20 protein-coding genes are annotated in these 23,613 nt (G+C 36.5%); 13 read left to right on the forward strand and 7 right to left on the reverse strand.

Going from position 1 to position 23,613, the window contains the following annotated elements:
- Window positions 1–145: 145 nt before the first annotated feature.
- The 6 genes from BUB45_RS13010 to sspI form a co-directional block, all read right to left on the reverse strand.
- Complete coding sequence (locus tag BUB45_RS13010) at window positions 146–778, reverse strand: lytic transglycosylase domain-containing protein (RefSeq protein ID WP_073010176.1); 633 nt, start codon at window positions 776–778, stop codon at window positions 146–148.
- Between the two features lie 51 nt (window positions 779–829).
- Window positions 830–1,516, reverse strand: a complete 687-nt coding sequence (locus BUB45_RS13015) for an ABC transporter ATP-binding protein (protein WP_073010178.1) — start codon at window positions 1,514–1,516, stop codon at window positions 830–832.
- The gene (locus BUB45_RS13020; RefSeq protein ID WP_073010182.1) at window positions 1,509–2,639 is read right to left on the reverse strand and encodes an ABC transporter permease; all 1,131 of its coding nucleotides are present in this window, start codon (window positions 2,637–2,639) and stop codon (window positions 1,509–1,511) included. Before BUB45_RS13020 ends, BUB45_RS13015 begins: the two co-directional genes overlap by 8 nt.
- Window positions 2,636–3,850 carry an ABC transporter permease gene (locus tag BUB45_RS13025; protein ID WP_212590772.1) on the reverse strand — a complete coding sequence of 405 codons (1,215 nt, stop codon included), beginning with the start codon at window positions 3,848–3,850 and terminating at the stop codon, window positions 2,636–2,638. The genes BUB45_RS13020 and BUB45_RS13025 overlap by 4 nt, the downstream gene beginning before the upstream one ends.
- A 42-nt stretch (window positions 3,851–3,892) precedes the next feature.
- On the reverse strand, window positions 3,893–5,467 hold the full coding sequence (locus tag BUB45_RS13030; protein ID WP_073010187.1) for a DUF6583 family protein: 1,575 nt from the start codon (window positions 5,465–5,467) through the stop codon (window positions 3,893–3,895).
- Window positions 5,468–5,981: 514 nt separating this feature from the next.
- The gene (gene sspI / locus BUB45_RS13035) at window positions 5,982–6,206 is read right to left on the reverse strand and encodes a small acid-soluble spore protein SspI (RefSeq protein WP_073010190.1); all 225 of its coding nucleotides are present in this window, start codon (window positions 6,204–6,206) and stop codon (window positions 5,982–5,984) included.
- Window positions 6,207–6,442: 236 nt separating this feature from the next.
- On the opposite strand from sspI, the gene BUB45_RS13040 reads away from it, so the two are divergent.
- From BUB45_RS13040 to pheT, 3 genes are all read left to right on the forward strand, one after another.
- Complete coding sequence (locus BUB45_RS13040) at window positions 6,443–7,189, forward strand: TrmH family RNA methyltransferase (protein WP_342068356.1); 747 nt, start codon at window positions 6,443–6,445, stop codon at window positions 7,187–7,189.
- 348 nt (window positions 7,190–7,537) lie between these two features.
- The gene (gene pheS / locus BUB45_RS13045; RefSeq protein ID WP_073010193.1) at window positions 7,538–8,572 is read left to right on the forward strand and encodes a phenylalanine--tRNA ligase subunit alpha; all 1,035 of its coding nucleotides are present in this window, start codon (window positions 7,538–7,540) and stop codon (window positions 8,570–8,572) included.
- A 14-nt stretch (window positions 8,573–8,586) separates the two neighbouring features.
- Complete coding sequence (gene pheT / locus BUB45_RS13050) at window positions 8,587–11,016, forward strand: phenylalanine--tRNA ligase subunit beta (RefSeq protein WP_073010195.1); 2,430 nt, start codon at window positions 8,587–8,589, stop codon at window positions 11,014–11,016.
- A gap of 286 nt (window positions 11,017–11,302) precedes the next feature.
- Here pheT and rnhC read toward each other — a convergent pair whose 3' ends face one another.
- Window positions 11,303–12,241, reverse strand: a complete 939-nt coding sequence (gene rnhC, locus BUB45_RS13055) for a ribonuclease HIII (protein ID WP_073010198.1) — start codon at window positions 12,239–12,241, stop codon at window positions 11,303–11,305.
- Between the two features lie 265 nt (window positions 12,242–12,506).
- Here rnhC and zapA point away from each other — a divergent pair, with 265 nt between their 5' ends.
- The 10 genes from zapA (at window position 12,507) to BUB45_RS13105 (ending at window position 23,313) form a co-directional block, all read left to right on the forward strand.
- Window positions 12,507–12,767, forward strand: coding sequence for a cell division protein ZapA (zapA, locus tag BUB45_RS13060; protein WP_073010200.1), 261 nt, complete (start codon window positions 12,507–12,509; stop codon window positions 12,765–12,767).
- Window positions 12,768–12,789: 22 nt separating this feature from the next.
- Window positions 12,790–13,335, forward strand: coding sequence for a CvpA family protein (locus BUB45_RS13065; RefSeq protein ID WP_073010202.1), 546 nt, complete (start codon window positions 12,790–12,792; stop codon window positions 13,333–13,335).
- Between the two features lie 32 nt (window positions 13,336–13,367).
- Window positions 13,368–15,086, forward strand: a complete 1,719-nt coding sequence (gene polX / locus BUB45_RS13070; RefSeq protein WP_073010308.1) for a DNA polymerase/3'-5' exonuclease PolX — start codon at window positions 13,368–13,370, stop codon at window positions 15,084–15,086.
- Window positions 15,087–15,207: 121 nt separating this feature from the next.
- Window positions 15,208–17,550 carry an endonuclease MutS2 gene (locus BUB45_RS13075; protein ID WP_073010311.1) on the forward strand — a complete coding sequence of 781 codons (2,343 nt, stop codon included), beginning with the start codon at window positions 15,208–15,210 and terminating at the stop codon, window positions 17,548–17,550.
- Between the two features lie 30 nt (window positions 17,551–17,580).
- Complete coding sequence (locus tag BUB45_RS13080) at window positions 17,581–17,991, forward strand: DUF350 domain-containing protein (RefSeq protein WP_371413732.1); 411 nt, start codon at window positions 17,581–17,583, stop codon at window positions 17,989–17,991.
- A 320-nt stretch (window positions 17,992–18,311) separates the two neighbouring features.
- The gene (locus BUB45_RS13085; RefSeq protein ID WP_073010208.1) at window positions 18,312–19,997 is read left to right on the forward strand and encodes a long-chain-fatty-acid--CoA ligase; all 1,686 of its coding nucleotides are present in this window, start codon (window positions 18,312–18,314) and stop codon (window positions 19,995–19,997) included.
- A 119-nt stretch (window positions 19,998–20,116) separates the two neighbouring features.
- Window positions 20,117–20,701 carry a fatty acid metabolism transcriptional regulator FadR gene (locus BUB45_RS13090; RefSeq protein WP_073010211.1) on the forward strand — a complete coding sequence of 195 codons (585 nt, stop codon included), beginning with the start codon at window positions 20,117–20,119 and terminating at the stop codon, window positions 20,699–20,701.
- Between the two features lie 29 nt (window positions 20,702–20,730).
- On the forward strand, window positions 20,731–21,507 hold the full coding sequence (locus BUB45_RS13095) for an enoyl-CoA hydratase (protein WP_073010214.1): 777 nt from the start codon (window positions 20,731–20,733) through the stop codon (window positions 21,505–21,507).
- Window positions 21,508–21,526: 19 nt separating this feature from the next.
- Entirely contained in the window at window positions 21,527–22,300 is a 774-nt protein-coding gene (locus BUB45_RS13100) for an electron transfer flavoprotein subunit beta/FixA family protein (protein ID WP_073010217.1), read from the forward strand.
- Window positions 22,301–22,326: 26 nt separating this feature from the next.
- Complete coding sequence (locus BUB45_RS13105) at window positions 22,327–23,313, forward strand: electron transfer flavoprotein subunit alpha/FixB family protein (protein WP_073010220.1); 987 nt, start codon at window positions 22,327–22,329, stop codon at window positions 23,311–23,313.
- Window positions 23,314–23,613 lie beyond the last annotated feature (300 nt).

The following is a 23,613-nucleotide window of genomic DNA, read 5'->3' on the forward strand; positions in this document are numbered from 1 at the left end:
TTGTATACAAGTTTATTGGTGAAAAAATCCGAACTCATATTTAAAATTCGATTAAGAATTTAAATGAGTTCGGATTTTAGTCTTTTTTTAAAAGAAAACCATGAAGTATGAAGGCTACAAACAGGCGTTCAAGTAAATTTAATCTTTAAGCTAAATATTGATGCATTACTTTTTGTACATAATTTTGAGTTTCTTTAAAAGGTGGAACTCCTTGATGTTTATCTACATTTCCAGGCCCGGCATTATAAGCAGCCAAAGCTAATTCTGTATGACCGTTATATCTGTCCATCATTTGCTTTAAATATTTGACACCGCCTTGTATGTTTTGCTGCGGGTCATATGGATTTGTTACACCTAAGCCTCTTGCGGTGGCAGGCATTAATTGCATTAAACCTTGAGCTCCGGCGCTACTTTTAGCTAGCGGATTAAAATTGGATTCTGTCTGGATAACAGAGCGAATGAGACGCTCGTCTACTTGGTACTTCTTTGCGGCATCCTGAATGAGCGTATCTATCTCTTTAGTAGTTGTATCACTTGTCGCTGTCATCTTTGAATACGAAGTTGCTAACGTATTATTTAATGGATATGTATGGTTATGGTTCTTAGGTGGTAAAGAATGAGTAGCTTGTAGTGTGTTTGCTTTGGATAACTGTTCTTGCAACAACTGCTTAAAGGCAAGTTCCATCATTGGTGAATGACTGGAAAACCCATTTGAGCCAGATGTAAGGATAGACATCGCTTCATACTGCATCATTTTTTGCAACTCTCTTATTTCCATACTGTGTTCTCCTTCCTAACGGTCATATACTATTTTACTATAAGTTTATAATTAAGGGAATGAGTTATTAAGCGGGACAATTTTTTTGCCAGCATGTTGTAATAAATTCCTATAAAAAGGATCTTCACCAATACAAATAACTTTGGAGCATAAAGCTTTGATTTCATCCATATCATGAGAAGTGTAAAGGACCATTTTTTGTTGATTACGCGCTAACTTTTGCAAGTAAGTAGCAATTTCCTTTTTTGATTTTAAATCTATTCCGACTGTCGGTTCGTCTAATAAAATCAGAGCCGGGTCGTGAATAAGGCTAATGGCTAGATTGAGTTTTCGTTTCATGCCTCCAGACAGCGTATGAACTTTATCGTGCCAACGATCTAAATTCATATCAAGACATAATTCTTTCAATCCTTTTTCGGATTTGTTTTTCCATGCTAGTTTTTCAAAAAAAACCATATTTTCACGAACGGTAAAATTATCCCATATAGCGATATCTTGCGGTACAAATCCGATATGGCGTCGTACATGCTTACGATGTTTTTGGTAGTACCAGTCGTATAATTGAATGGACCCTGTTGTAGGCATCTGTAAAGTTGCTAATACATGTAATAAAGTCGATTTCCCTGCCCCATTTTCACCGACCAAACCGATAATTTCACCAGGATGTATGGAAAAGGAGACATCAGTGAAAATAGGCTGTTTATTATAAGTTTTAGATATACGTTCTACGTTAAGCATATGTATCTTCCCTTCTTGCATACCAAATAATAATTAGTAAGCCTACAATATAAAGCCAAATATTATGTAATGCCCCTTCGAGAAATGGAATAAACGGGTGAATTACAGATATAGTTGGCAGGTTCTTAACTAGATGATCAATAGGGATAATTGCTCCGCTAGTTAAAGCAAGTAATAATGTAATAATGAAAGATAGGCTATAATACGTAACTAAACGTTTCATTTTAAAAGCGAATAAAAAAGCAAAACCATTCAATATCATTCTTATGGTGACGATGGCAATAATTTGTGAGAAATGGGTTAGTATCTCAAGAATATAGTGAAAAACAAAAATTGTAATAACATCTATGAAAAGTAATAAACATGTATATAATGTGAGATTGAGTAACGCATATTTCTTAAAAGAAAACCGAATAAATACAAATCGTGGTTTAACGGTCGCATTGTTTTCTTTAATCACCCAATCAAAAAGAAAGAAAGTGGCCAAACTTGCGAATAATATCCATATCCCCCAGGGGTTCCATAATGATACTTGTTTTTCTCTTTTGTTTACTTGGTCTCGATATTGAAATTGAGTTGATAATAAATTCTGATTTGTCTCGATCTCTTTACTTGTAGTAATAATTTCATCTTTTGTCCATTCCTGACTGTTGGTCAACTGTTTCTCCAATTGTAATACAGTATGAGCGGTTTTAATTCGTCCTGTATTTTTTTGAACGAAAGAGGCTACCATTTCCGAAACAGAAGTATAAGCGAACGATAAATCTGATTGATAACTAGTAATTAGCCGATTTCGACTACCTCTATGCATCTTTTCTTCATACCCATCTTTAATAATAAATACACTATCCAATTCATGTTTTTTCAATTGTTGAAGCGCTTTGTCTTCATCTAACTCGTAGATACGAAGAAGAGAGGATTGTTTCAATTCTTTTACCAATTCAAAAGCGGTGTTTGTTTGATCTTCTACAACAAGACCTACCGGGACTTTGCTTTCTGTCTGAACGTCTATTAGCAAATAATGAAGAAAAATCACACTAGCAAGAGGGAAAAACAGCCAAAAAACAAAGGAATAGAAATGATGTTTCCAATGCAAGAAGCGGGTTTGGATAATAGATTTCATCGATGTAGGCGCTCCTTTCCAATGGTAATACTAGAAAGAACAAAAAAACCAACGGCAGTCATTAGTAACAATGGAATGTAGTCTACATACAAGCGTTTATGTAGTAATAATTCTTGTAGCCAGTAGAATGCTTCCGAAGAAAAAGTAAAGGGAAGCATTTGCTGAAATGAAAGTGGCAAATAAAACGTTGGAATGATAGAGCCACTTAATAAAAGAATTGCCAAAGTAAGGCTAATTTGTACGACGAGTCGCATCCGATGAGAACGAATGAAAGCTTCTACGATAGAAATGGCTAATAAGAAGCAAAAGCTATATAAAATAATAACAGGCATAATCCTCACTGCGTCTACGAGTTGAATATCCCAACCTAATAATATATGAAGTACAAATAATAGACCTAAACCAAGCATACAAACGAAGCCCATAGTTACAGCTAGTTTAGCAAATATCGGTTGAATTGGTCGTACATTGTAGAGCATCATTCTTTGTTCCATTTTTGCTGTTACGTCACGGTGTAATCCTGTGTATATAAGTAGTAACCATGATGTGAATATGATAAACCAGCCACCAAGACTATAGTAAGAAGCGGGGGTGGCGGTAGCCTGATTAATTAATTGCTCCTCTTGAATAAGCTGCTTTCTTCCTAAAGTGTAGAACACAAACTTCTTAAATTGTTCAAAGACAAACTCATTGCGTTCTTGCTCATCTAAGGGGAGTTTTTTGGCGTAACGATTTAACGTGAGCACATTTGCTTGAGACGCCCTTATATGTGTTGTCACACTTTCCATTATTGTATAAACCATTTGGCTTTGAATAGGTTGATTTGGGTTGCCTATCATTGATAAAGTAACTGGATTTCCTTGATATAAATTATGCGTGAATTTTTCTGGGAATAGTATGTAGGAGCTGATCTCATCATTCTCCATTTTTTGTTTCGCTGCTGTTTCACTCATTTTATGTACATGTATAAAGCTGCCAAGTTCAGATGTTTCATCCAACATATTAATGAATAGCTTTGTTTCCTTTGATTGATCTAAATCAACTAGTCCAACTTGTATAGGATTTTGTTCATCTGGAGTAACAAATGTTATGGTAATATACGCTAGTAAGCCGACGATAAAAATGGGGAGAAGTAAAACAAGAGGAAGTGCATACCACTTCCTCTTTAATTGCAGTGCATTATATGTTATAAACAATAATGTTATTTTCATGAAATGCATAATGGGCACTTCCGTTCGTTCTTGTATTTATCGTTAGAATTCCATGTTTCCGGTAGCTGATAGCATTTCTACCATCCAACCTTGGAATTTAGGTGTAACTTCCGTTTCGAAAAATTCCATAAGTTCTTGTTTATTCATTGTTCCAATTTCTGTAGTTTTATCTTTACTCGGAATATCTACACTGTCTACTGTTTTTCCTTCAACATTAGCATGAAGTGAGAATAAATTTTGATCAACATTTGGATCAGTAAAAGCAAAGCTGTGTTCCTCGTTCATTTGATCTTTTTCATAATTAGATGTACCGTTCCAAATGAGTTGTGTATCACCTGTATATGGATCTTGAAGATTAATCGTACGTTCAAAATCGCGTTTTCCATCTTTTAACGTTTCTTTGCCGTCATAAGTAAATGCTTGTTCGTCAAACGCTAGTTTCAGAGAATCCTCCGCTTTTTTATCTTTCCATGATAAATCACCGGAGAGGCTTACTTTACCACCTTCCATAGCGTCATCAACGTTTAAAGCGAGATTAAATTGCTGCCTTTCTTCTTGGAGAAGTTGTGTCCCTTTAAACTCGATTGTAGTAAGTCGTTCTTTGTTTTGACCGAGTTGAATATTAAAATCGCGTTGGGCAATTAAATCATCGTGCACCCAAATGGTAGATGTTAAACCTTTTGGAATTTGAAATCCATCTATATCTTCTTTTGCTTTTTCTAAAGAAGTATCATAATCTTCCATTGTTTGGTCTATCTCTTTTTTTATTTCAGGCATGGCTGCCATCCCCATCAATTGTTCTTCTAAAAATTGACGGAAAAGCTCTTTCATTTTATCGTCTTTTCGTAATTTTTCTATGGTTTTACTTAAAATTTCTTTTACTTTTTCTTCACTTAATTGCATCGTGATTTTGTCTGTTTCTAATGATTTATCATGGACTTTAATCGTTTCGCTTTCTGTTTTAAAAGCTTCGTCTGGTAATTGGTCATAAATAAACTTGCCATATTCTTCTTGAATATATTCTTTATCATCTTCAGATAGTGCTTCTTCAAATAACGTATTAAAATCAACCTTTTCTTCGCCTGTAAAAGTAGCTGGGTCGATTTCTTGCAATAGTTTGCCAACATTTTCACCTTTTAACGAGATGAATTGTTCCAGAAACGGTAAACCTACCATAAATTGTTTGGAATTTAAATGAAAAGTAATGTTATCCACTTTCATTTCGCCAATATTCGCTGATAGATTTCCAGATATTTTTTTATTTTTTATATCAGCAGCATGTGTGTAAGAAATAGTAGAATTATTGATGAGTTGAGCAGGATCTACCCCCATACCACCTTGAATAATAGGAATATCGGATTCCGCTGACAATTCATAATTTGTTTCCGTCGGTTCTTCTCTAGTAGTTTCTAACCAATCAAATTCTGATTCATATCGTTGTTCAATTTGCTCATTCATAAACGCTATTGATTCTTTTTCTGCTAAAAAGTATTTCTGCTTATCTGATAAATTTGCGAAAATATAAGCCGCAACAGTTCCGCCAATTAGTATTACTGCCCCTATAGTAATACCAATTAATGTTTTGGGTGACAGCTTACGTTTCTTTGTTTCCTCCATTACTTTTCCCCTCTCTGTAAATACTTCCGATTTAATTGTATTACATAATCCTGTAATAATGACAATGAAGTATCTGTTTATGTTTATATCACTTTGTAAAAATATAGTCAAATTGTGCCAATACTTGTCCACGTAGGGAAAAATTAAAATAAGGTGTGTGATTCAAAAATTAAAGTGAAAAAGGGTAATAATACCTATGTATTTAGTGGAGCAAATGGTAAATTCACTGTACTATTCATGCCATTTGAGTCCTAGTGTTTAAAAATTTAGGCAAATTCGACTGATATTTAGTAGTCATTGTTTCTGTCTCGTGAGCGCATACGAGACAATATGTATAATAGCACAAGAAGTACAAATGACAGAAAAAATTCTAATACAGAGCCGCTATAAGAACCGTATAAATTTTTTTGGTTTATAGTACAAAACAGACTTATCAATAAACAAATTTTTCTTATTATAGTGCAAGCAAAAGAGTAGCACTTGACTAATTTTTCAAGTGCTACTCTCTTAAGGTTTAGGACTGTGTTGTAGCTTGCTTTACACCTTGTTCTAAAGCTTCTAACATATGGTCTTTATCTTGTTCTTCTGCATTCTCCCAGATTAATTCGAATAAGACACCTAGTCCAGGAAGCATTTTTTCTTCTCCACTCTGGACGGCATCAACAATAGTTGCTTCCAATTGGGATTGGTCATTAGAAGCAATATTGCTAAGTATTGCTTCGCGTAAATTTAAATCCAAGACAATTCCTCCTTTGCAAATTAAAAAGCTTAAGAAATTACGTTGCACGGCTAAAGTTTTCTGTAGATTAGGGCAGATTATATAATATAAATGAAGGACTACAGGATGTGCTAATGCATTTCCTACCATATAGGTAAATTATCGGCAACAATAATTTAGCCTTTGCACGCTAAAATTAGTTTGACCGAATAAGGATAAAATATGTATACTATGTAAGGTGAATGAGGGTGATACGTATGGAATCAATAATTACATCTGTTAAAAATACAAAAGTGAAAAATTGGAAAAAGTTACACACTCGAAAAGGGCGAGAAAATACAAATACGTTTCTCATTGAAGGTTTTCACATAGTTGAAGAAGCCTTTCTAAGTGGATGGACGATGAAGGAGTTAATTATTCAAGAAGGTGTATCTCTACCTACGTGGGTAAACGACATCCCAGTTACTGTGGTGAAAGATACTATTTTTACAACCATATCTCAAACGGATGCACCACAAGGAATTGCAGCTGTAGTGTCTATGAGAGAATTATTTGCCATAAAGCAAAGCCCTGTACTTATCGTCGATGCAGTGCAAGATCCTGGTAATCTTGGAACGATAATTCGTACGGCAGATGCAGCAGGTTTTTCAGAAGTAATTCTAGGAGAAGGAACAGTAGATGCTTTTAATCATAAAGTTATTCGTGCTACGCAAGGTTCTTTGTTCCATATTCCTATTAGGATAGCCAGGTTAGAAGAGGAAATTGCTTCGCTTAAAAAAGCAGGTTTTGAAATATGGGTAACGGCTTTAGAGGATGCGTTCCATTATACAGAAGTAAAACCAAAGCTGAAGACAGGACTTATTGTAGGAAATGAAGGAAGCGGTGTAAGAACACAAATAATGGAGTTAGCAGATAAACGGGTGACTATACCAATTTATGGGAAAGCTGAATCGTTAAATGTCAGTGTAGCTTCTGGAATTTTAATGTACTATTTACGCTCATAATGTTGCAAACCTTCTTGTGTTTATCTATAATATATATAACATAATAGCAAAAGCGTTGAAGGAGCGGAGAATTTGCCTCTATTACGTATACAGGGAGAAATGTCATAGACTGAAAACATTTCATCGTAGCAAAGTTCATCCTTTCACTCTGGAGCAGATACTTGGACCTCATTCTTAATGAGTAAAGGTATTCCGGGTTATTCCCGTTATCGGAATGAAGTGGATACTTTGGAAACATTGTATGAACTAGGGTGGTACCGCGAAAATATGCCTCGTCCCTTGCTGGGAGGAGGCTTTTTATATTGCTTTTTAAGCTATGTAAGAATGAATAAAGGAGGAAATAAGAAGATGAAAGAGCAGTTAAAAATGATTGAACAAGAAGCTTTGGAAAAGATCTTACAAGCTAAGACTACGAAAGAACTGCAAGATATTAAAGTAACCTACTTAGGTAAGAAAGGTTCACTCACAAGTGTGTTGCGAGGGATGGGGAAACTTTCTAAAGAAGAGCGCCCGGTTATTGGAGAACTTGCTAACAAAGTGCGTGAACGATTAACCTTAAGCCTTGAGGAGCAATTGGAGAAATTAGAAGAAATGGCTTTAGAAGAGCAATTAGAAAAAGAAACGATAGATGTAACACTTCCTGGCAGACCAGTGAGACTCGGTGGCCAGCACTTATTAACTAAAGTAATTGAAGAAATTGAAGATTTATTTATTGGAATGGGTTTTGAAATCAGAGAAGGGCCTGAGGTAGAAACGGATTATTTTAATTTTGAAGCATTAAACTTACCGAAAAATCATCCAGCAAGGGAAATGCAGGACACCTTTTTTATTACAAAAGAGTTATTAATGCGTACACAAACATCTCCTGTACAGGCACGTACGATGCTTGAATATGGTGGTAACAAGCCAGTGAAAATGATATCTCCTGGAAAAGTTTATCGCCGTGATACAGATGATGCCACTCATTCCCATCAGTTTACACAAATTGAAGGTTTATATGTAGATAAAGATGTGAAAATGAGTGATTTAAAAGGTGTACTAGATGTTTTCACCAAAAAAATGTATGGCAGTGATCGAAAAATTCGTTTTCGCCCAAGTTTTTTTCCGTTTACAGAACCATCTGTGGAAATTGATATTTCTTGTAAAGCATGTGAAGGAAAAGGCTGCTCTATTTGTAAAGGATCCGGATGGATTGAAATCTTAGGCGCGGGTATGGTACATCCAAATGTATTATCAATGGCTGGTTATGATCCAAAGGTTTACAGCGGATTTGCCTTCGGTATGGGACCTGAACGAATTGCGATGTTGAAATATGGAATTAAGGATATAAGGCAGTTTTACACGAATGACATTCGGTTTTTAACGCAATACCATAATGCTTAGGGAGGAAAGTTTGCATGTTAGTATCATTAAATTGGTTAAAAAATTACGTAGATATAACAGATATAAGTCCAGAAGAGTTAGCTAGTAAAATTACAAAATCAGGAATTGAAGTCGATGGCATTGAATATGTAGCTGAGAAAAGCGAACATGTCGTCGTAGGCTACGTTGTATCCTGTGAGAAACACCCAAACGCTGATAAGCTTAACTTATGCCAAGTAGATGTTGGGGAGGAAGAGCCGTTACAAATTATTTGTGGAGCTCCTAATGTAGCACAAGGGCAAAAAGTGGCTGTTGCCAAACCAGGGGCTGTCCTACCAAATAATTTCAAAATTAAACGTGTTAAACTACGTGGGGTTGAATCAAATGGAATGATTTGTTCTCTACAAGAACTCGGTATAGAAGAAAAATATGTACCAAAAGATGTAGCTGATGGCATCTATGTGTTCCCTAAGGATGTAACAGTTGGTGAGTCAGTGGAGCCATTATTAAACTTGAATGATGCTGTTTTAGAATTTGATTTAACTCCAAATCGCGCTGACTGCCTATCTATGTTAGGAGTTGCGTATGAAGTAGGAGCTATTTTAAACAGAGAGGTAAAACTGCCGAGTCCAAACCCAAAAGAGGGGACGGAAGAGGCAAAAGACTATATTGCTGTTGAAGTAGAAGCAAAAGAAGCTAATCCGTATTATGGTGCTTTTGTTATTCGTGATGTAGAGATCGAACAATCACCATTATGGATGCGGAATTATTTAATAGCAGCTGGGATTCGCCCAATTAATAACGTGGTGGATATAACGAATTATGTGTTGCTGGAATACGGCCAGCCCCTACATGCGTTTGATTATGATAAATTAGGGGAGAAAAAAATCGTTGTTCGCCACGCTAAAACCAATGAAAAACTCGTTACATTGGATGAGCAAGAACGCGTATTATCACAAGATCATTTAGTTATCACGGATGGGAAAGATCCGATTGCTCTAGCAGGAGTAATGGGAGGTTTATCGACTGAAGTCACAGATACAACGAAAAATGTTTTACTTGAAGCAGCATATTTTGATTCTAGCACGGTAATGAAGGCAGTGAAGTCAACGGGTCTATATAGCGATTCAAGTACACGATTTACGAAAGGCGTTGATCCAAATCGAGTAAAAGAAGCAGGGCTTCGAGCGTGCGAATTAATGGGAAAATACGCCAATGCGACTATTGCAAAAGGAGTAGTAGCATATGATGCATTAAACCGTGAGCAAAAACAGGTTAAAGTGAATGTAACTGAAATTAACAAACGTCTAGGTACATTATTACAGCCTGCTGATGTAGAAGATGCTTTGCAACGCTTGCAATTTAAATTTGAAAAAAGAAGCCAAGAATATCTTGTATACATTCCAACACGTAGAGGCGACATTAGCATTTTTGAAGATATGTTGGAAGAGATAGCGCGTATTTACGGCTATGATAAATTGCCATACACATTGCCAGTTGGAGCTGGGCAAGCTGGAGGCCTTACAGAAAGACAAATATTAATTCGCAAAATAAAAGGCATTATGGAAGCATCAGGGTTGATGGAGAGTCGCACATATACGTTAATTAGTGAAAATGCCGCTAATACGTTAATTAGCCCTGAGTTAACAGAAGCAAATTATGTTCCAATTGAATTAGCTTTACCGATGAGTGAAGAACATAAATATTTGCGCCTAAGTTTTTTACCTGAGATTTTGCGTATCTTAACTCACAACAGAGCACGTAATGAATTTGATCTAGGTTATTATGAAATTGGCAAAACATTTTTGACAGCAGAAAGCACGTTAACAAAACAACCAGAAGAAAGACTTCGATTAGCTGGCGCTGTAACAGGAAATTGGGTTCATCATCCGTGGCAACAAGAAAATAAACTAGTTGATTTTTATGTTGTAAAAGGAATTTTAGAGAAACTGTTTAATTACTTAAATGTAGCAGTTGTTTTCAAGCCTTGTAAGCATAAAGACATGCACCCTGGAAGAACAGCATCTCTTCATTTAAAAGGCGAGACAATTGGATTTATCGGTCAACTACACCCACGCCTACAAAAGCAATTTGATCTAAAAGAAACATATGTATTTGATGTCGATGTCGAAGGGTTATTAGAGGCGTATAAAAACGAACCTACTTATGAGGAAATACCTAAATATCCATCTATTGGACGCGATATTGCTTTTGTTCTTGATCACACTGTGCTTGCAGCTGAAGTAAAACAAGTCATTATGGATGTTGGCGCACCGCTTGTGAAGCATGTATCTATATTTGATGTTTATGAAGGAGAGCATTTAGAAGCAGGCAAGAAGTCTGTAGCGTTTCATTTAGTATATCAGCATCCTGAGAAAACATTAACAGATGATGAGGTTCAAGCGTCTTACGAACAAATCATAGAAGCAGTCAAGAAGAAGTTTAACGCATATATTCGATCTTAAGCAATAGGGAAAGCTTACTGGATAGTGAGAAAATTCGTTAGCTGAAATATACTTTTGTTAATAACTTGAATTCCCACTTGTTCAAGCATGAATTGCTAAACAGGTGGGAACTTTTTACATTCAAGGCACCCCTTATAATCCAAAGAGCAAGCAAAATGTATAAAAAATTTTTTAGCAAAGTTATACAAGAATATGAAACCTTAAACTTTATTGTCTAAGAAAAGGGCTAACTCTTGGCAACTGTTGGTGTAAAGCGTTAAGTTTGCTACAGAGAAAAGCGTGATTTCTAATTTAGGTAAGCGTGTGCTTTTTTTGTGTTTGCAAAATGAACCTTTGCGATTTGAGTTAAGCGATTTTCTCCGTACTTTTTCATAATTACAGCTGCCGTTTGATCCACTTTTTGAGAAGCTCCCTTTGGCAATGTAATACCTGTTTGCTCTGATAATATATCCATTTGCTTTAGAAAACTAGTTCTTGCAAGGATAGAAGCTGCAGCAACGGAGGTAGAGTAACTCTCTGCTTTTGTCATGAAAAAAGTAGACGGTGATAGCACTTCTTTTTCAGAGGCTAAATGTTTTTTATACACAACAGGTTCACAAAATTGGTCAATAAGAATTCCATCTAATGGGCTTTGATCAATTTTTTTGATTAAGCGTTGAATGGCATGATGATGGAGCATCGTCTTCATTTTACCTTGTGTCCATCCTTTTTTCTGTAATTGATTATATTTTTCATTACGTAAAGCAATTAGGGCATATGGGATGTTTAATTGGATGATATCCCTTGCTAGATGACGGATCTTTAAATCTGTCAAAGCTTTGGAGTCCGTTACGCCCAACCTTTTTAATTCACTAATTTGGGCTTTCGTCAAATAGACTGCTGCCACAGTAATAGGGCCAAAATAGTCCCCTGTCCCTGCTTCATCACTACCGATATGATTACTAGAAAACAGTTGGGGACTCGGCGTATAGGAATTTATTTTCGCTTTGTTGGAATAAGTAGCTTGTGTGGAGGCAGTTTTAGCATCTTTTGTCCATAGACTAGCTGCTTTTTCTGGAGAAGCGCCCTGAAATAATACTTTTCCTGATTTATATGCCGTAATAACCGCTTCGTTTGTTTTTGCTCGAAACAAAGCGCCTTGGGGTGGCGTAATTAAAAAATTTGCATAATAAGCTTTCATTTTGTCTATCACTGTATTAGAAAATTGATATACTTGTTGTGACATTTGATTCTCTCCAGTTCATCTTAAATTATTTCGCTTATAAGATGCTGTAAGCTCTCACTTCAAGGGTTGGGTGTATACAAAATATGCCGAAGTAAAAGATAACAGTACCTACTATTGTATAGAAGTTTTCTTTTATACTAAAGGATAATTTCTATTTCCGCAAACCATTGATAAAATCAGTTGTGAAGGAGTTGATCGTTTCCTTAATCACCTACTTCATGTTAAGATAAGATGGACAATTTTCTTTATCAGGGAGGATTTAAACGTGGCCAATGAGGAAAAAACTCGAACAACGGTAGAGATACATAATCGTACCTATACAATTATAGGAACAGAGCCACAAAATCATATTAAATTGGTTGCCAGTTTAGTGGATCAAAAAATGAATGAAATCCAAGAAGCAAATAGGCAGCTCGATACGACAAGATTAGCTGTACTAACTGCTGTAAATACGATGAATGATTATTTAAAATTAAAAGAAGAATATGCTTCTTTATTAGGTTCTATGAAGAAAAAGGAAGACTAACTAGAAAGAGGAACAAGAACATATGGTTACTATTTTATTATTGTTGTTATTAGTGATGGGTTTTTTTATTGGGTTAAAGAGAGGATTCATTTTACAGCTATTCCATCTCATTGGGTTTATAGCATCTTTTGTTGTAGCAGCTTTGTATTACGATGAGTTAGGACCTAAACTGGAATTATGGATCCCTTATCCTGGTTTAGAGGAAGAAGGTAAGTGGGCAACGTTTTTACAAGACTTGCCTCTTGAAGCGGGTTTTTATAATGCTATTGCATTTTTGGTTATTTTTCTAGCGGTAAAAATCATTCTACAAATTATAGCTTCTATGCTTGATTTTGTTGCTTCTTTACCGATTTTACATTCTGTAAACAAATTATTAGGAGCCATTCTGGGCTTTGTAGAAACATATTTGTTACTTTTTATTTTCCTATATATTGCAGCTTTGATACCAATTGCTCAAATACAAACATGGATAAACGATTCTTCAGTTGCGTTATTTATTATTGAACGTACTCCTTATTTCTCAAATGAAATTAAAGAGCTTTGGATCACATATGTAGCCAATAAATAATGGTTTTTATTGGGGGGAGATTGGTGAATAGGATGGAAATTAACAAAAAAGATGTTATAAAATTAATGGAAACGATAGCGACGTATTTAGAATTACAAGCAGAGAACCCTTTTAAAATTAGCGCCTATCGTAAAGCTGCACAAGCGTTGGAAAGAGATGATCGATCTTTAGAAGAAATCGATGATTTTTCTAAAATCAACGGGATTGGCAAAGGAACAAGTGCTGTTATTCAAGCGTACATACAAACAGGACAATCTAAGACCTTGCAAGATTTAGAAGAGCAAGTTCCAAAAGGTTTGCTCTCATTATTACAGCTTCCAGGGCTTGGTGGTAAGAAAATTGCTAAACTTTATCATGAATTAGGTGTTACAGATGCTGAAGGATTAAAGGAAGCCTGTGAAACTGGGCGGGTAGAAAGATTAGCGGGATTTGGAAAAAAAACAGTTGAAAAAATATTAATAGCACTAGAAGATGCAAATAAACGCCCAGAACGTTTACCAATTGCGATAATGCTACCTTTAGCTGAAAAATTGGAAGACTACTTGAACCAAATAAAAGAAGTCGATCGTTTTTCAAGAGCAGGAAGCTTGCGGCGGATGAGAGAAACTGTCAAAGATATCGACTTTATCATCGCAACAGAACAACCAGCTATCGTGAGAGACCATTTATTAGCCATGGATGGGGTGAAAAACGTAATTGCTAAAGGGGAAACGAAAGTATCTATTGTCATGGAAGATGTATATGATGTAAATGTGGATTTTCGTATGGTTCGGCAGGATGCATTTGCTTCTACGCTACACCATTTTACTGGCTCAAAAGAACATAATGTTGCTATGCGTCAAATAGCAAAGTCACGTGGTGAAAAGATTAACGAGTATGGTGTAGAAGTCGAAGACACGGGAGAAATTCTTATCTTTCATTCAGAAAAAGCTTTTTTTAATCATTTTGGGCTGCACTATATTCCTCCTGAATTAAGGGAAAATACTGGAGAAACAGAGGTATTTCAATCGCCTTATCCACTTTTAGAGCTGTCGGATATTAATGGTGACTTACACATGCATACGACGTGGAGTGATGGAGCACAATCGTTGGAAGAAATGGTCTTACGAGCGATGGAAAAGTCGTATCAATTTATCGCGATTACAGATCACTCTAAATTCTTAAAAGTTGCTAACGGATTAACTGAAAAACGATTACGTCAACAGCATGAAGAAATAGTACGTTTAAATGAAAAATATCCTGATATTCATATTTTTTCAGGTGTAGAAATGGATATACTACCTGATGGAAATCTTGATTTTTCCAATGAATTTCTGCGTGAACTTGACTTTGTTATTGCGTCCATACATTCGAGTTTTAACCAACCCGAAGATAAAATGATGTATCGATTAGAAGCAGCATTAGAAAATCCTTACGTTTCACTTATTGCTCACCCTACAGGTAGATTAATTGGTAGGCGAGATGGTTATCAAGTTAATGTTAGTGCTTTAATTGACAGAGCGAAACAAACAAATACAGCATTAGAAATAAATGCAAACCCAAATCGTCTAGATTTATCTTATCAGTGGGCTCGAGAAGCTCAAGAAAAAGGCGTTACATTAGCAATCAATACGGATGCTCATAATTACCAAATGTTAGAGCATATGACATATGGAGTTGGCGTCGCTAGAAAAGGATGGATTAAACCAGAAACGGTTATGAACACGTGGTCTACGCAAGAACTGATTGCTTATTTTAACCGAAATAAATAATGATCGTTCTTATAGATATATTTCGGTGTATGGTGTACAACCCGAAGATCGGAAAAGCAAAAATAGAGGTTATCAAGAAGCTCCTATTTATCTTGAACAACCTGTAAAAGGAGTTATTGACATGAACGAGCGCATGTTACGCGTACTCGAGTTTGATAAAATTATTGAACAAGTAACCAACTATGCAGCAACATCTATTGGAAAACAAGCATTGCAGCAAGCGCACCCTTCTACAGATATGAAAACAGTGGTTCGCTTGCAAGATGAAACGGATGAGGCAACGCATATAGAGAGATTAAATAAAACGCTACCTTTGGGAGGAATTTTTGATATACGTCCAAGTTTAAAACGCGTTTCCATTGGAGGAGTGCTATCTGCAGGCGAGTGTATTGAGGTTTCTAGCACTATATATGGTGCAAGGATGGCAAAAGACTTTGTCGATCGATTAGAGGAGGATGTTCCTATTCTTAGTGGAATGGCAAAGGAAGTTAGTCCGTTAAGACAATTAGAACAAGCGATCAATCGTTGTATTAATGATGACGGTCATATGCTAGATAGTGCTTCTGAAAAGTTACGAGGAATACGTTCTTCCATTCGTACGTTAGAAAGTAGGGTCAGAGAGAAATTAAGCAACTTTACGAAAACACATAGCAACAAATTGTCAGATGCCATCATCACAATACGAAACGATCGTTATGTTCTCCCGGTTAAGCAAGAATATCGTAGTGCTATCGGAGGAATTGTTCACGATCAATCCGCTTCAGGTCAAACGCTATTTATGGAGCCAAAAGCTGTTGTTGATATAAATAATCAATTACAAGAAGCATTTGTTAATGAAAAGAGAGAAATGGACAGGATATTAGTTTCACTTAGCAACTTGATTGCAGAAGAAGTAAATGCTTTAGAGCATAATGTTCATATACTTGGAAAGATGGATGTTATATTCGCCCGTGCAAAATACGGTCAGGCAATAAAAGGTACGAAACCAATAATGAATGACCGCGGTTTTATTAAAATGAACCAAGCTAGACATCCATTAATTGATTCACAAGACGTTGTTGCGAATGATATTGAGTTAGGCAATGATTATACAGCTATTGTAATTACAGGGCCGAATACAGGGGGGAAAACGGTCACCTTAAAAATGGTCGGACTCTGTTGTTTAATGGCTCAATCTGGTTTGCAAATTCCGGCATTGGATGGATGCGAGCTTGCTGTGTTCTCTCATGTTTTTGCAGATATTGGTGACGAGCAGTCAATAGAGCAAAATTTAAGTACGTTTTCATCACATATGACTACAATTGTAGACATTTTAAAGTATATTGATGAAAAAACACTTGTATTGTTTGACGAGCTTGGTGCTGGTACTGATCCTCAAGAAGGCGCAGCTTTAGCAATGGCAATCCTCGATGAAGTGATTGAAAGACAAGCTAGAGTAATAGCAACCACGCACTATCCAGAATTAAAAGCTTACGGATTTAATCGACGTCAAGTTTTAAATGCTTCTGTAGAATTTGATATTGAGACGTTACGTCCTACGTATCGTTTGTTATTAGGCATACCTGGACGAAGTAATGCCTTTGATATATCTCGGCGCTTAGGGCTTTCCGCAGCAATTATTAATCATGCAAAGTCCTACGTTGGCATGGATTCCAAAAATGTTGAAAATATGATTGCTTCTTTAGAACAATCGCAATTAAAGGCAGAAAAAGATTACGAGCAAGCTCATGACTTGCTACAACAAGCAGAAAACTTCTATGAAGATGTAAAGAATATGTGGCATGAATGGCAAGAGAAGAAAGACAAACTGTACCGGAAAGCTGAAGAGAAAGCTGATAAAGCCATTCAAAAAGCACGGGAAGAGGCAGAGCTTATTGTTCAAGAAATTCGCAACATGCGCAGTGAAGCCGAGTGGAAAGAGCATGAATGGATTGAAGCTAAGAAAATGCTTGATGATGCTAAACCGGAGCTATCGGCAAAACAAGACACCTCTACTCCCTCCAAAAAACGAGAAGAAAAAGTACTAGAACCTGGTGATGACATTAAACTACTTACGATTAATCAGAAGGGGACAGTGTTAGAAAGAATAAGCAATCATGAGTATTTGGTTCAAGTTGGCATTATGAAAGTGAAAGTGAATCGAAAAGATTTACACTATATGAGTAAAACAAAAGAGAAGTATGAGCAGCCAATTACAACTATTAAAGGAAGCAATTACCATGTGAAAACAGAGTTGGATCTTCGAGGAGAGAGGTTAGAAGATGCGCTGTTAAAATTAGAAAAGTATGTGGATGATGCGCTACTTGCTGGTTATCCAAGGGTTTCCATTATACATGGAAAGGGAACTGGAGCGCTTCGAAAAGGTGTTCAGCAGTTTGTACAACAACATCCGAGAATAGTTGACTCCAGGCCAGGTGAAGCTGGAGAAGGCGGTAGTGGAATAACGGTCATTAATTTGAAATAAGAGTGAGTATTCGAGGTGAATAGGATGGAAATGGGAGTAGCCTTTTGGGAAAATGTAGTCGTACAAACTGCAGCCAGATACAGTGTGGTGATCTTATGCACGCTAGTGTTCTTAGCGATTTTAGAAATGGTTACGTCATATAAAAATTGGGAAGAAATTAAAAAAGGAAATTTTGCAGTAGCCATGGCAACAGGCGGGAAGATATTTGGTATTGCGATTATTTTTCGTTACTCTATTGAACATAATGATACATTGGTTCAAAGTATTGGTTGGGGTGTATACGGTTTTATCTTGTTATTACTAAGTTATTTTGTGTTTGAGTTTTTGACACCAGTACTGAAAGTCGATGAAGAGATAGGGAATGGCAACAAAGCAGTCGGATTTATTTCAATGATTATTTCAGTAGGTTTGGCTTTTGTTATTGGTGCTAGCATAGGGTAAGAGGGGGAGAAACCTATGGTGTTAGATCGTTTAGCAAAGATATTAATTGTTGTAGCTATTTTATTTATTGTTGTAGGGATTATATGGTTATTGCTCTAACGTTGAGTATTTGTTTGCTTATAATGAATGTATCATTAAACTTGGCATATTTGCCAAGTTTTTTCAATAGGAAAAGGTTTTATCGTATTAGCCAAACAAGGTTTTCACCATAAAGATTTGGCGGTAATCAAGTTTTTCTAAAAAATAATTAAATAACATTTCAAAAAATAACGATTAATCGGTATAATGTAAATAAGCATAAAGCAAAGGGAGGAAAAAACATGGGAGAAACGAAAACTTGGTTTCAGCACTATCCACCTGAAATAAAAACATCACTCCACTATGATGAAAAGCCGCTCCATCGATTTTTACTCGAAAGTGCTGAAACATTCCCTAAAAAGAAAGCGCTTCATTTTATGGGGAAGGATTTGACGTATGAAGAACTTTATAATCAAGCAACCAAAATGGCCAACTACTTACAACAACTAGGTATGGAAAAAGGAGATCGAATTGCTATCATGCTGCCAAACTGTCCACAATCTGTTATTACGTATTATGGGGCTTTAATGGCAGGTGGTATCGTTGTACAAACAAATCCACTGTATAAAGAAAGGGAGTTGGAATATCAGCTGAAGGATTCTGGAGCGACTTTTATTGTATGTCTAGATATCTTACTCCCCCGTGTTACAAATGTAAAAAATAATACAGATATCCAACATACTATTGTAGCAAGCATCAAAGATTATTTGCCATTTCCTAAAAACTTAATTTATCCTTATATACAAAAGAAACAGTACAATATGGTTGTCAAAGTAGAACAATCCGACAATATACATGTATGGGATTATATGATGGATGTCGCCCAGTCTGCTTATGAAAAGGTTGCCGTTAATCCAAAAGAAGATTTGGCTTTATTGCAGTATACCGGTGGAACAACTGGAAATCCAAAAGGAGTGATGCTTACTCACCATAATTTAGTTTCTAATGTCCAAATGTGCCAAGCCTGGATTTATAAAACGAATCCTGGTGAGGAAATCGTATTAGGAGTATTACCGTTTTTTCATGTTTATGGAATGACAGCAGTTATGAATAATGCGATTATGATGGGTGCTAAAATGATCTTGTTACCTAAATTTGATGCAACAGAAGTATTGAAAACGATTGATAAGCATAAACCAACACTTTTCCCAGGAGCACCTACAATTTATGTGGCTTTATTAAATCATCCTAAATTAGAGCAGTATAATTTATCATCGATTGAAGCTTGTATAAGTGGTTCTGCACCATTACCTACAGAGGTTCAAGAACAATTTGAAAAGGTGACAGGTGGCAAACTTGTAGAAGGTTATGGCTTAACAGAAACATCCCCTGTTACCCATGCAAATTTTGTTTGGCACGAACGGAGAAATGGTAGTATTGGGGTGCCGTGGCCAGATACAGATGCTAAAATAATTGATGAAGAAACGATGGAAGAAGCGCCGTTCGGAGAGATTGGAGAGATTGCTGTTAAAGGTCCGCAAATTATGAAAGGATATTGGAACAACCCTGAAGAAACAGCCCAAGTACTAAAAGACGGATGGTTATTTACGGGTGATTTAGGATACCAAACAGAAGATGGCTACTTTTATGTTGTAGATCGAAAAAAAGATATGATTATTGCTGGTGGATACAATATATATCCTCGTGAAGTAGAAGAAGTGTTATATGAGCATGAAGCGATTCAAGAAGCTGTTGTGGCTGGTATTCCCGACCCGTATCGAGGGGAAACAGTAAAAGCTTATGTAGTTTTAAAGCCAGGTTATACAATAACAGAAGACGATCTTAATACGTATTGCCGAAAACACTTAGCAGCATTTAAAGTACCACGCATTTATGAATTTCGTGAAGAACTTCCTAAAACAGCGGTTGGTAAAATTCTAAGGAGACAACTTATTGATGAAGAAAAAGAAAATTTACAAGTAAATTGAGCTCTCTGGCTCTTTTTTATCTAGCTTTGTACAAGCAATGGCATTGACAGTTCTCTTAGAAAGAGATACAATAATGAATGAACAATCATTCATTATTGTATCGAATTTAGGAGAGAATCATGAAGAAAAATAAACCGAAATACAATCAAATTATCGAGGCGGCAGTAAAGGTTATCGCAGAGAATGGTTACCATGCCTCTCAAGTATCTAAAATTGCCAAACAGGCAGGAGTAGCAGATGGAACGATTTATCTGTACTTTAAAAACAAAGAAGATATATTAATCTCTGTATTTGAAGAAAAAATGGGGCAATTTATTACGCATATTACAGATGCCATTCAGAAGAAGGAAAACGCAAATGAAAAGCTTTACGAACTAATTAAGCTACATTTTCGCCAGTTAAGTGAAGATCACCATTTAGCTATTGTTACGCAGTTGGAGTTGAGGCAATCGAATCCTTCCTTGCGTTTACAAATCAATAATGTGTTAAAACCTTATTTAAATGTCATCGATACCGTTATTACAGAAGGGATGGAAGAAAAAGTTTTTCGAAAAAATTTGAATTTACGACTTGTTCGTCAGATGATTTTTGGTACACTAGATGAAACGGTTACAAATTGGGTAATGAAAGATAGAAAGTACAATCTTGTTGATTTAGCAACGGAAGTTCATACATTATTAACAGAAGGACTTCAATCAAAGTAGTAGATCAATAAAACAAAGGGGGATGAAGTTTGACGAACACACTATTTTTGGAAGCGAATCATTCTATTGCTTATGTAACGATCCAAAGTCCGCCAGCAAACGCTCTATCTAGTATTCTATTAAAGGATTTGGAAGCAGTGTTGAATAAGATAGAGGGAGACCCAAGTATAAAGGCGATTGTTTTAAAAGGAGAAGGGAAGTTCTTTTCAGCAGGAGCAGACATAAAAGAATTTACAGCTTTGCAGCAAGCATCTGACTATGAATCTATGGCGAAAAGAGGGCAAGATTTGTTTGCTCGCATGGAAACGTTCCACATTCCGATTATTGCATCTATTCATGGCGCTGCTCTAGGCGGAGGACTGGAGCTTGCTATGGCTTGCCATATGAGAATTGTAACGAAGGAGGCAAAACTTGGTTTACCTGAAATAACATTAGGTATTATACCAGGTTTTGCTGGTACACAACGTTTGCCGCACTTTGTTGGTTCGGCTAAAGCGTATGAAATGATATTGACTGGAGAGCCAATCAATGGGGAAGAAGCATATTCTTATGGCTTGGCAAATAAAGTAGTGGAAGCAGACGCTTTGGACGAAGAAGTAAAGCAGTTAGCTGGAAAAATAGTTTCTAAGAGCAAGTTAACTATTCAGCAAATCATGCGTTTAATACCTTATGCAAAGACTAGTTTATTTGCAGAAGGAGTATCAGAAGAAGCAAAAGCATTTGGCGAAATTTTTGGATCTGAGGATGCGAAAGAAGGCGTGCAAGCTTTCATTGAAAAACGGAAACCGAACTTCCAGGATAACTAAACAAAAAGGAGGAGCAATGATGGAAATTTATGTGTTACTCAAGAAAACATTTGATACAGAAGAAAAAATTAACGTATCAAACGGGCAAATTGAAGATGAAGGTGCTGAATTTATTATTAATCCATACGACGAGTATGCCGTCGAGGAAGCCATTAAACAACGGGATGAGCATGGAGGTGAAGTCACCGTTATAACAATTGGAGATGAAGGTTCAGAAAAACAATTACGCACTGCTTTAGCAATGGGGGCAGATAAAGCAGTGTTAATAAATACAGAAGATGATGTAGAAGATGGTGATCAATATACAACAGCAAAAATTTTGGAAGCGTTTTTTGAGGATAAAGAACCGGACTTAATCCTTGCTGGGAATGTAGCGATTGATGAAGCAAGTGGGCAAGTAGGTCCGCGGCTTGCAGATGCACTAGGTATCCCATATGTGACAACGATTACAGACTTAAAGGTTAGTGGAGATACAGCTACCGTGGAAAAAGATGTGGAAGGAGATGTGGAAATAGTAGAAACAACTTTGCCACTATTGGTGACCTGCCAACAAGGGCTAAACGAACCAAGATATCCTTCACTTCCAGGAATAATGAAAGCAAAAAAGAAACCATTAGAAGAACTGGAAATAGACGATTTAGACTTAGATGAAGATGACGTAGAAGCGAAAACGAAAACAGTAGATATCTTCTTACCGCCGGAGAAGGAAGCTGGCAAGGTACTAAAAGGTGAACCGCAAGAGCAAGTAAAAGAACTTGTTACATTATTGAAAACGGAAGCGAAAGTACTGTAATTTTAAGACAGAGAGGAGTAATGAACTTGAGTGAAAAAATAGTAGTAATTGGAGAAGTGAAAGATGGTGTATTACGAAATGTTTCTTTTGAAGCGATAGCAGCAGCAAAAAAGGTTCACGCTGATGGTGAAGTAGTTGGTGTAGTATGCGGTAATGGTGAACTGTCCTCATTAGGAGAAGAAATGATTCATTATGGAGCAGACCGCGTAATAACAGTTACACACGAAAACTTACAAAATTACACCTCTGAAGGCTATTGTCAAGCAGTAATGGCTGTTGTTGAGGAAGAAGCCCCACAAGTAATTGTGATGGGGCATACATCCGTAGGAAAGGACCTTACGCCAAAGTTAGCAAGTAAGCTAAATACTGGGCTCATTTCAGATGCAGTAGACATTGAAATAGCTGATGATCAAGTTCAATTTGTCCGTCCTATCTATTCTGGGAAAGCATTTGAGAAGAAAGTTATTACGGATGGTTTAACATTTTTTACTATCCGTCCTAATAATATTGCAGCCTTAGATAAAGATACATCCAGATCGGGAGATGTAACTGATAAAGCAGTTGAAATTGCTGATATTCGCACGGTTATTAAAGATGTAATAAGAAAAGCTTCTGAGGGTGTTGATTTATCTGAAGCAAATGTAATTGTAGCTGGTGGTCGCGGTGTGAAAAGTGAAGAAGGATTCAAACCTCTTTATGAATTAGCCGAAGTATTAGGTGGTGCAGTAGGAGCTTCACGAGGTGCTTGTGATGCGGAATATTGTGATTACTCCTTGCAAATTGGGCAAACAGGGAAGGTTGTCACGCCAGATTTATACATTGCAGTTGGTATCTCTGGTGCCATTCAACATTTGGCAGGTATGTCAAATTCCAAAGTAATTGTAGCTATTAATAAAGACCCAGAAGCGACCATCTTTAATATAGCAGACTACGGTATTGTTGGAGATTTGTTTGACATTATTCCACTTTTGATTGAGGAAGTGAAGAAAGCAAAAGTAGGAACAGGGGCTTAGAAGAAAAAGGTGTTAACGATACTAAAATAAGGATAGCCAATGCTCCGGAAACTCTCTCTATAGAAGTCAAAGAACTGATCGCTTTCCACATGCTGTGGCAAAGCAAACACATCTTTTTCTGAAAATATAGTTCATTTTTCTCCGTAGGGCCTTGCCGTTGGGTCCAACTTTTAAGAGGGGGAGAGATTTTCGGAGCAATCATTAGGTATGTGTACATAGAAAGGAAACATATGAATTGATTTTTAGGCTTTAGAAATGATATAAACAATGCATAAGCAAATAATTAGGATGCTTATTTAA

It is taken from the genome of Virgibacillus chiguensis, from assembly GCF_900129865.1.
GTDB lineage: Bacteria > Bacillota > Bacilli > Bacillales > Amphibacillaceae > Virgibacillus > Virgibacillus chiguensis.

What these genes read in the sequence shown, in the direction of transcription:
- BUB45_RS13010 (WP_073010176.1), bottom strand. Translation starts at nt 778, where the DNA reads ATGGAAATAAGAGAGTTGCAAAAAATGATGCAGTATGAAGCGATGTCT.
- BUB45_RS13015 (WP_073010178.1), bottom strand. Translation starts at nt 1,516, where the DNA reads ATGCTTAACGTAGAACGTATATCTAAAACTTATAATAAACAGCCTATT.
- BUB45_RS13020 (WP_073010182.1), bottom strand. Translation starts at nt 2,639, where the DNA reads ATGAAATCTATTATCCAAACCCGCTTCTTGCATTGGAAACATCATTTC.
- BUB45_RS13025 (WP_212590772.1), bottom strand. Translation starts at nt 3,850, where the DNA reads ATGAAAATAACATTATTGTTTATAACATATAATGCACTGCAATTAAAG.
- BUB45_RS13030 (WP_073010187.1), bottom strand. Translation starts at nt 5,467, where the DNA reads ATGGAGGAAACAAAGAAACGTAAGCTGTCACCCAAAACATTAATTGGT.
- BUB45_RS13040 (WP_342068356.1), top strand. Translation starts at nt 6,443, where the DNA reads ATGGAATCAATAATTACATCTGTTAAAAATACAAAAGTGAAAAATTGG.
- pheS (WP_073010193.1), top strand. Translation starts at nt 7,538, where the DNA reads ATGAAAGAGCAGTTAAAAATGATTGAACAAGAAGCTTTGGAAAAGATC.
- pheT (WP_073010195.1), top strand. Translation starts at nt 8,587, where the DNA reads ATGTTAGTATCATTAAATTGGTTAAAAAATTACGTAGATATAACAGAT.
- rnhC (WP_073010198.1), bottom strand. Translation starts at nt 12,241, where the DNA reads ATGTCACAACAAGTATATCAATTTTCTAATACAGTGATAGACAAAATG.
- BUB45_RS13065 (WP_073010202.1), top strand. Translation starts at nt 12,790, where the DNA reads ATGGTTACTATTTTATTATTGTTGTTATTAGTGATGGGTTTTTTTATT.
- polX (WP_073010308.1), top strand. Translation starts at nt 13,368, where the DNA reads ATGGAAATTAACAAAAAAGATGTTATAAAATTAATGGAAACGATAGCG.
- BUB45_RS13075 (WP_073010311.1), top strand. Translation starts at nt 15,208, where the DNA reads ATGAACGAGCGCATGTTACGCGTACTCGAGTTTGATAAAATTATTGAA.
- BUB45_RS13080 (WP_371413732.1), top strand. Translation starts at nt 17,581, where the DNA reads ATGGGAGTAGCCTTTTGGGAAAATGTAGTCGTACAAACTGCAGCCAGA.
- BUB45_RS13085 (WP_073010208.1), top strand. Translation starts at nt 18,312, where the DNA reads ATGGGAGAAACGAAAACTTGGTTTCAGCACTATCCACCTGAAATAAAA.
- BUB45_RS13090 (WP_073010211.1), top strand. Translation starts at nt 20,117, where the DNA reads ATGAAGAAAAATAAACCGAAATACAATCAAATTATCGAGGCGGCAGTA.
- BUB45_RS13100 (WP_073010217.1), top strand. Translation starts at nt 21,527, where the DNA reads ATGGAAATTTATGTGTTACTCAAGAAAACATTTGATACAGAAGAAAAA.